Source organism: Ruminobacter amylophilus, from assembly GCF_900115655.1.
In the GTDB taxonomy this organism is placed as follows: Bacteria; Pseudomonadota; Gammaproteobacteria; order Enterobacterales; family Succinivibrionaceae; genus Ruminobacter; species Ruminobacter amylophilus.
On the sequence record NZ_FOXF01000035.1, the window covers coordinates 21,549 to 27,548 of the forward strand.

Consider the following 6,000-nt stretch of genomic DNA (forward strand, 5'->3'; position numbering starts at 1 on the left):
ATCCTTATAAAAAAGTGTCGACTGATGCTTATAATTTTAGTTAAGTCTAATTTTTGAAGTGTGATTCAACAATTTTTTAATTAGTGTGAGACTGTTCAAAATATAAGCGCCGTAGAGATTTCAGGAGCTGTTTTCTGCGGGTATTTACTGTTTGAATTTTAATCTCTTTATACGGATTTGCGGGATCTTTTTCCATGGTGAATCAGTCAGTATTTTCTCTCTCCCGGATGCTCAGTTTTTCAATCAGATACCGGGGTGCTGTTTACTGTTCTCCGATGTGAGGAAGAATGAAGAACGGTCTTTACGAACCGACTGCGTTATGAGCACCGGTAAACCGGTTTTACCGTGCGAACTGAGGTTCGGATCTGTAATTCTGTCGTAATTTTAAACAAATAGACGCCGTGCGATATGTAATATGTGTTCTATGGTGTGTTTTGAGGCTGTCGTTATGTAATTATTTAACTTTTTCATATATAATTGTGCCTCAGTTATTCTGCGGGCTTCATGTTAGGTTCCGCCCGCTTTCTGATACAGAATTTTTTTAAGATTTTAGAGGAATTGGATTATGTCAGCAAACACTGATTCAACCACTATGTCCACACTGGTTCCTTACGTTATAGAACAGACTGCAAAAGGAGAAAGATCATATGATATCTACTCCCGTCTGCTTAAAGACCGTATAATCTTCCTTACCGGAGAGGTAGAGGATCATATGGCCAATCTGATCTGCGCTCAGCTGCTTTTCCTTGAATCAGAAGATCCTGATAAGGATATCTACATGTACATCAACTCTCCTGGCGGTGTCGTTACCGCAGGTATGAGCATCTATGATACCATGCAGTTTATCAGACCTGATGTTGTTACCGTATGTATGGGACAGGCCTGCTCAATGGGCTCATTCCTTCTTACTGCCGGTGCAAAGGGCAAGAGATATTCTCTTCCAAGTTCAAGAATCATGATTCATCAGCCGCTCGGCGGATTTAAGGGACAGGCCTCCGACATTGAAATCCATGCCCGTGAAACTTTAAGAATCAAGGATGAATTAAACAAGAAGCTTGCTTTACACACAGGTCGCACCTATGAGGAAATTCTTGCGGCAACCGACAGAGATAACTTCATGTCTGCCGAAGAAGCCAGGGACTTCGGTCTGATTGATGATGTAATTACCAAGCGTCCATAATTCATTAAGGTTGTCAAATGTCAAATAATAAAGATAATAAGAACGAACCGTTACGCTGTTCCTTCTGTAACAAATCTCAGTTTGAGGTACGCAAACTTATCAAGGGTGTAGACCAGGGCGTTTACATCTGCAATGAATGTATTGACCTGTGTAATGACATTATTACCAAGGACCGTCTCAAGTCTGAAGCTTCAGAACGCAAGGGCGATATCTCCAAGGAACTGGAAGCTCTTCCTACTCCGCATGAAATCAAGGAACATCTTGATGACTATGTAATCGGTCAGGAAAGAGCCAAGAAGATCCTTTCCGTTGCGGTATACAACCATTACAAGCGTCAGCTGGTTAACGACAAGTATGACGGTGTTGAACTCAACAAGTCCAACATTCTGCTGATTGGTCCTACCGGTTCAGGTAAAACCCTGCTGGCACAGACTCTTGCCCGTCTGCTCAACGTTCCTTTCGCCATGGCCGACGCCACAACCCTTACAGAAGCAGGCTATGTCGGTGAAGACGTTGAAAACATCATTCAGAAGCTTCTTCAGAACTGTGACTATGACGTTGAAAAGGCTCAGCGCGGTATCGTGTTCATCGATGAAATCGATAAGATTTCCCGTAAGTCAGATAATCCTTCAATTACCCGTGACGTAAGCGGTGAAGGTGTGCAGCAGGCACTCCTCAAGCTTATCGAAGGCACTATCGCTTCCGTTCCTCCTCAGGGCGGCAGAAAGCATCCTCAGCAGGATTTCGTACAGGTTGATACCTCCAAGATTCTGTTTATCTGCGGCGGCGCGTTCGCAGGTATCGACAAGATTGTTGAAAAGCGTGTGGAAAAGAACTCAGGTATAGGCTTCAACGCCACCGTTTACGGCAAGGAGGACGAACTTAATTTAAGTGAGAAGATTGCCAAGGTTGAACCGGTTGATCTCACCAAGTTCGGTCTTATTCCTGAATTCATCGGCCGTCTGCCTGTAATTGCAACTCTCGACGAACTCGGCAAGGAAGCTCTCATTAACGTTCTTACCGAACCTAAGAATGCGATTACCCGTCAGTTCAAGGCTCTTTTCAAGCTTAACAAGGTAACTCTCGACTTCACTCCTGACGCTCTTTCAGCCATGGCTGAAAAAGCAATGGAACGTCATACCGGTGCCAGAGGCCTACGTTCAATCGTTGAATCAATGCTTCTTGATACCATGTATGATCTTCCTTCAAGCACTGAAGTGGCCAAGGTTATCATTGACGGTGAAGTGGTTAACGGAATCAAGGATCCGGTTCTTATCAGAGATGATGAGTTCTTCAAGAAGTAACCGCTGAGACTGCCGGCACCGCTCCCGCGTCAGACCGGCTACAGCTCTTTAATACAGTAGAAAATAAGCCGGGTATACGAATATCCGGCTTTTTAGTGTGCCGGACACATGCGGTTTTATGTTGATAGGTCGATTAATAGCCAAACGCACCTTAAAAATGTGCTGTTCTTCTTGAAATTAGCTATTATCAGCCATATTTAAATACTGTATATTATATTTAACATAAGATATAAAAGGGCAATAAGGAAAATTTTATGGTCCAGAGAAGAAGAAAAGTGAATTTTTTACCGGTGATAGGGATAAATTATCCCGTAATACCGATGTCAACCCTTCCTATTACCCCGACTGCACGTACACAGAAGATACTGGAAGAATCATATGAGTCCCAGAGTGAACTGATAATAATCTATCACGATGATGAGACGCTCAAAGACTGTTCTGTTGCCGAAATGCAGGAATGCTACGGCTGGCTTGCACACGCTGACAGCAGGGAAACATTCAGTGACGGCTCAGTATCATACGTACTGAATGTCGGCAGTCGCGTTACCGTGAAGGATATCAATCGCATTACTGATTTTGTGAACGACGGCAATTTCGAAATCAAGGCTACTCATGAACCTCTGTATCTCGTTCCTTTTGATGAGGAATTCGCCAGCGAAAGTATGGTACGCAAGGAGCTTCTGGACCAGTTCAAGAAGTTTAACCAGAGTCATAACGCTGCAGGTCCTGATTCCGTAAGACTTCTTGAAACATGCCCGTCTTTCAATCTCTTCTGTGACAGTATTGCCATCACCATTCTTTTCGATGAAAAGCAGAAGGCCGAGTACATCGCTCTCAAGAGTGAAAATGAACTTGCTGATTTTCTGATGACCGTGATGACCATGGATGCCAAGAATCAGAAGATGATGGACAAGATTCGCGATCGTGCCAAGGAAAGCATTGAGATAAACCAGAAGATTTATTTCCTGAGCGAACATCTCAAATCAGCTCAGCAGGAACTCAAGAATCTTAAGAATTCCAAGGCTTCCATTGACGGTGTCGAAGTACCTCTCAATGAAGACGGTCTTCCTGACGACGGTGACGAAGTCGCTCAGCTCAGAGCCAAGATCAAGGAAGCCGGCATGCCTGATGACGTTACCGAAAAGTGTAATTCAGAACTGCGCAAGCTTGCAATGCAGCCGGGATTCAGCCAGGATGCCGCCATCAGCAGAAACTATATTGAAACCATTCTTGCTCTGCCTTGGAACAAGAGCTCCGAACTCAAGAAAGACCTTAAGGGTGCTGAAGAAATTCTGGATCACGACCACTACGGTCTCGACAAGGTAAAGGAAAGAATTCTTGAATATCTGGCAGTACAGAACCGTGCCGACAGACTTCATGCTCCTATTATCTGTCTGGTTGGACCTCCGGGGGTTGGTAAGACCTCTCTCGGTATGTCCATTGCCAAGGCTACCGGCAGAACCTACGTGCGTGTTGCTCTCGGCGGTATGCGTGATGAAGCGGAAATCCGCGGTCACAGACGTACCTATGTCGGTGCTCTTCCGGGTAAGATTATCCAGAAGCTCATGAAGTGCGGCGTCAAGAATCCGCTGTTCCTTCTTGATGAAATCGATAAGATTTCAACAGACAGCTACAGGGGTGACCCGGCATCAGCACTTCTTGAAGTACTGGATCCGGAACAGAACAAGAACTTTACCGATAACTATCTTGAAGTCGATTTCGACCTGTCTGACGTAATGTTTGTGGCTACCTCAAACAGCCTGAACATTCCGCCTGCACTGCGTGACCGTATGGAAATAATCGACCTCAGCAGCTATACCGAGGAAGAAAAGCTTCATATTGCCAGAAATCATCTGATTCCAAAGCAGATGCGTGACAACAATGTGAAGGAAGAGGAAATCACCTTTACCGATGATGCCGTTCTCACTCTGATCCGCAACTATACCAGCGAAGCCGGTGTACGTAATCTTGAAAGAGAAATCGGCAGACTCTGCAGAAAGACCGTAAAGGAAATCATGCTGAGCGGCGGTAAAATTACTCATGTCGAGATCAACGGCGAAAGCGTTAAAAAGATGCTCGGTCCGTGGGTGTTCGATCATACCGATATTACTCTTGATAACAAGGTGGGTATTGTCAACGGTCTGGCATATACTTCAGTCGGCGGTGAAATTCTTACCATTGAAGCTTCATGCATTCCGGGGTTCGGCAAGCAGGTTTATACCGGTAAGCTCGGCGAAGTTATGAGAGAATCAATCTCTGCAGCCTTTACCGTGGTTCGTTCATTTATAGCAAATCTCGGATATACCCCTAAGTATTTCCGTCAGAACGATTTCCATATTCACTGTCCTGAAGGAGCAATTCCAAAGGATGGTCCGAGTGCGGGTATCGCCATGTGTACCGCCATCATCAGCGCCATCACCGGCACTCCGGTGTGCGGTGACGTGGCTATGACCGGTGAAATCACTCTTCGCGGTGAAGTTCTGCCGATTGGCGGGGTTAAGGAGAAACTCATCGGAGCCGTAAGAGGCGGGGTTAAGAAGGTTCTTATTCCGTTCGGCAACGTTAAGGATCTTGAAGATGTACCTGAATCAACCCGTAAAGCTTTAACCATAGTTCCGGTTAAGCATATTTCAGAAGTGTTCAGGGAAGCACTGGCCGGTGAAATCAGGAAGTACGTGCCTAAGGATAAGAATGCCGATTCAGGTGCGGATCTTCCTAATGATGAAGATGAAGGTGATAATGCTTTTGACGATGCTCATGAAAAGAGTGCTAAAAAATCTTCAGCCTCTTCTGCAGGAAAGAAAGCTCCGGCTAAGAAAACAACCCGAAAAAGTCCTTCAGCTTCCAAAACCGGAAAAACATCCGGTACTTCCGTAAAAAAGGAAGAAGAAAACACTGAGGCCGGTGAGTCCGGTTCTGAAAAGCCCGCTGCCAGAAAGAAAACTTCCACGGTCAGAAAGACTGTAAAGAAGAATCAGGCAGCTCAGAGTGAGCAGAACAGTCTTGATGCCGGCAGGGGAGATAAGCTCTCTAAGGCCGGGGATGAATTTATCAGAGGCGGGGATGACATGGTCAGATCCGGAGATGAATTTACCGACGGTCTTGATGATGAGAACCTTGAAATCTCTTAAGCTCTCTGAATCTGTCGCTGCGGATAAATATATCGGTAAATCCGCAGGTCTATAGGCATATACTGAACTCCCGACTGTTTTACTATAGTCGGGAGTTTTTTTGCTGACATAAAACCTAAACTTTGTTGTAATTCATATGTTTAGGACACATAAGACCGAATTTCAAATAACGTGAGGTTCGGTCTTTCTATTTCTCGATTTCACTTAGGATAATATCCAGTTCGTCCAATGACTGTATGTTGTCGTCTTCGTCTGTTTCCTCTTCTTCTTTCGAGAGTTTTCCAAATATTTCCGTAGAAGGCATAGGAATGTCCAATGCTTCCATTATCCTTCTTTGAACACCGGTTACAGGAGTGTAATAACAACCTTCCCTGAATACCGTCTG

General features: G+C 44.9%; 4 protein-coding genes. 3 read left to right on the forward strand and 1 reads right to left on the reverse strand.

Annotated features, from left to right (window positions below; genetic code table 11):
• Window positions 1–565: 565 nt before the first annotated feature.
• The 3 genes from clpP (at window position 566) to lon (ending at window position 5,615) form a co-directional block, all read left to right on the forward strand.
• On the forward strand, window positions 566–1,180 hold the full coding sequence (gene clpP, locus BMY80_RS08550; protein WP_093142821.1) for an ATP-dependent Clp endopeptidase proteolytic subunit ClpP: 615 nt from the start codon (window positions 566–568) through the stop codon (window positions 1,178–1,180).
• A 17-nt stretch (window positions 1,181–1,197) separates the two neighbouring features.
• Window positions 1,198–2,484 carry an ATP-dependent protease ATP-binding subunit ClpX gene (gene clpX, locus BMY80_RS08555; RefSeq protein WP_093142823.1) on the forward strand — a complete coding sequence of 429 codons (1,287 nt, stop codon included), beginning with the start codon at window positions 1,198–1,200 and terminating at the stop codon, window positions 2,482–2,484.
• Window positions 2,485–2,738: 254 nt separating this feature from the next.
• Window positions 2,739–5,615 (forward strand): endopeptidase La, encoded by a 2,877-nt coding sequence (lon, locus tag BMY80_RS08560; protein WP_093142826.1) that lies wholly within the window; start codon window positions 2,739–2,741, stop codon window positions 5,613–5,615.
• Window positions 5,616–5,802: 187 nt separating this feature from the next.
• Here the strand turns inward: lon and BMY80_RS12250 are convergent.
• Window positions 5,803–6,000: hypothetical protein (locus tag BMY80_RS12250; RefSeq protein WP_177178545.1), on the reverse strand; the 198-nt coding region annotated here is incomplete at its 5' end.

Bases quoted from the DNA above. Each gene is read 5' to 3' on its own strand.
- lon (WP_093142826.1), top strand. From the start codon at position 2,739: ATGGTCCAGAGAAGAAGAAAAGTGAATTTTTTACCGGTGATAGGGATA.
- clpP (WP_093142821.1), top strand. From the start codon at position 566: ATGTCAGCAAACACTGATTCAACCACTATGTCCACACTGGTTCCTTAC.
- clpX (WP_093142823.1), top strand. From the start codon at position 1,198: ATGTCAAATAATAAAGATAATAAGAACGAACCGTTACGCTGTTCCTTC.